The organism is Paenibacillus sp. OT2-17 (genome assembly GCF_009827695.1).
In the GTDB taxonomy this organism is placed as follows: domain Bacteria; phylum Bacillota; class Bacilli; order Paenibacillales; family Paenibacillaceae; genus Paenibacillus; species Paenibacillus polymyxa_B.
Genome location: NZ_WUDQ01000798.1, coordinates 1 through 1,297, shown reverse-complemented (window position 1 = coordinate 1,297; position 1,297 = coordinate 1). Strand labels below are relative to the sequence as shown.

The 1,297-nt window shown below is 41.9% G+C and carries 2 protein-coding genes and 1 pseudogene; all 3 read left to right on the top strand.

Features of this window, described 5'->3' with window-relative positions:
* Nucleotides 1-116: 116 nt before the first annotated feature.
* Nucleotides 117-377 (top strand): annotated as a pseudogene (locus GRP75_RS27195) (ABC transporter substrate-binding protein); the annotation flags it as partial.
* Nucleotides 378-384: 7 nt separating this feature from the next.
* Nucleotides 385-594, top strand: a complete 210-nt coding sequence (locus tag GRP75_RS30155) for a hypothetical protein (protein ID WP_237449224.1) — start codon at nt 385-387, stop codon at nt 592-594.
* Nucleotides 587-1,102, top strand: coding sequence for a GerAB/ArcD/ProY family transporter (locus tag GRP75_RS30150; RefSeq protein ID WP_337194280.1), 516 nt, complete (start codon nt 587-589; stop codon nt 1,100-1,102). Before GRP75_RS30155 ends, GRP75_RS30150 begins: the two co-directional genes overlap by 8 nt.
* Nucleotides 1,103-1,297 lie beyond the last annotated feature (195 nt).

The following is a 1,297-nucleotide window of genomic DNA, read 5'->3' as shown; positions in this document are numbered from 1 at the left end:
GCATTCGCGATTTGTGTATTTGCATTTTTTGTAGTAATTGCTACACTTTATATATTGATAATAAGAATCATTATCTGCAGAATCCGAAGATTACAAGTCTGGAAAATGTCACTCTGCCGCTTAAAGAGAAAGTTACTTTGCATTTTATGACTCAAAGCTCGCCGCTGGCACCTTCCGATCCAAATGAAAAGCTGATTTATAAAAGACTGGAAGAAAAAACAGGTGTGCATATCGATTTTACCTCAGATTCCTTCACGGAAAAAAGAAACCTAGCTGTTGCCAGCGGAGATCTTCCAGATGCCATACTGGATGCCGGCTATTCCGACCATGATTTGTTAAACCTCGGACAGGATGGAACCATTATCCCTCTGGAGGATTCTGCTGGTGTATGGCTTGCGGCTGGGTCTTGAAACACTGGGCAGGGCAGCCCAGATTTTTTTCTCTTTCTTTGCATTTTTTCTGATTTTCCTAATCGTTCTCCTGTTCCCCGAAGCCCAGATAGAGCGTATTTATCCTATTTTGAATACACCGTTTCCTGACATGCTGCACACCATTATGTTCGGCGTATTTTTCCCTTTGGAGAAATGTGCGTGATCTTCATGGTGCTTCCCTATGTCCAAAAAAAAGCAATACAAGCCGCAATATATTTATCTTCCTGTTGATTGGGGCCGTTGCACTTAACCTCATTTTGTTTCTCTCCCTGACAGTGCTCGTGGCATATTTCTCAGAGCACGAATTTTACGCTGCCTATATTCTTGCACAGAGAATCAACATTGCTAATTTTCTGCAGCGGATTGAGGCGTTAATGGCCACCACGTGGATCATTAGCACCTATTTCAAAACAGCGCTTTTCTTTTACGCATTTGTTTTGGGGACAGCTCAGCTACTAAAGCTAAAATCCTATCGGCCATTGATCTTTCCAGTGGCATTTCTGATTTACGGACTGTCGCATCTGATTGCAAAAAATATTATTTTCTACGTCAAGGAGATCCCAGCCTACTGGGTAGATTGGGATTTTACCCATGCCATCGCTTTCCCGTTAATCCTGCTCGTTGTTTATCATATCAGGAAACGTATCAGTCACAACAAACAGCTAACGTAACCCTCGGCGCAAAGAAGAAATGCCGTTAAAACAAAACAGGTCTTAAGAAATTTCAACGAAAAATGAGGAAGACAACTGACTTTCCCAGGAACACTCATTTTTTGAGCGTTTTTTTTATTAGTACCTCAGAAACATCTGCAGCATACAGTTCAAATCAGCCAGCTGGGTCAACCTAAAGCATTTACTCCAAAGGGG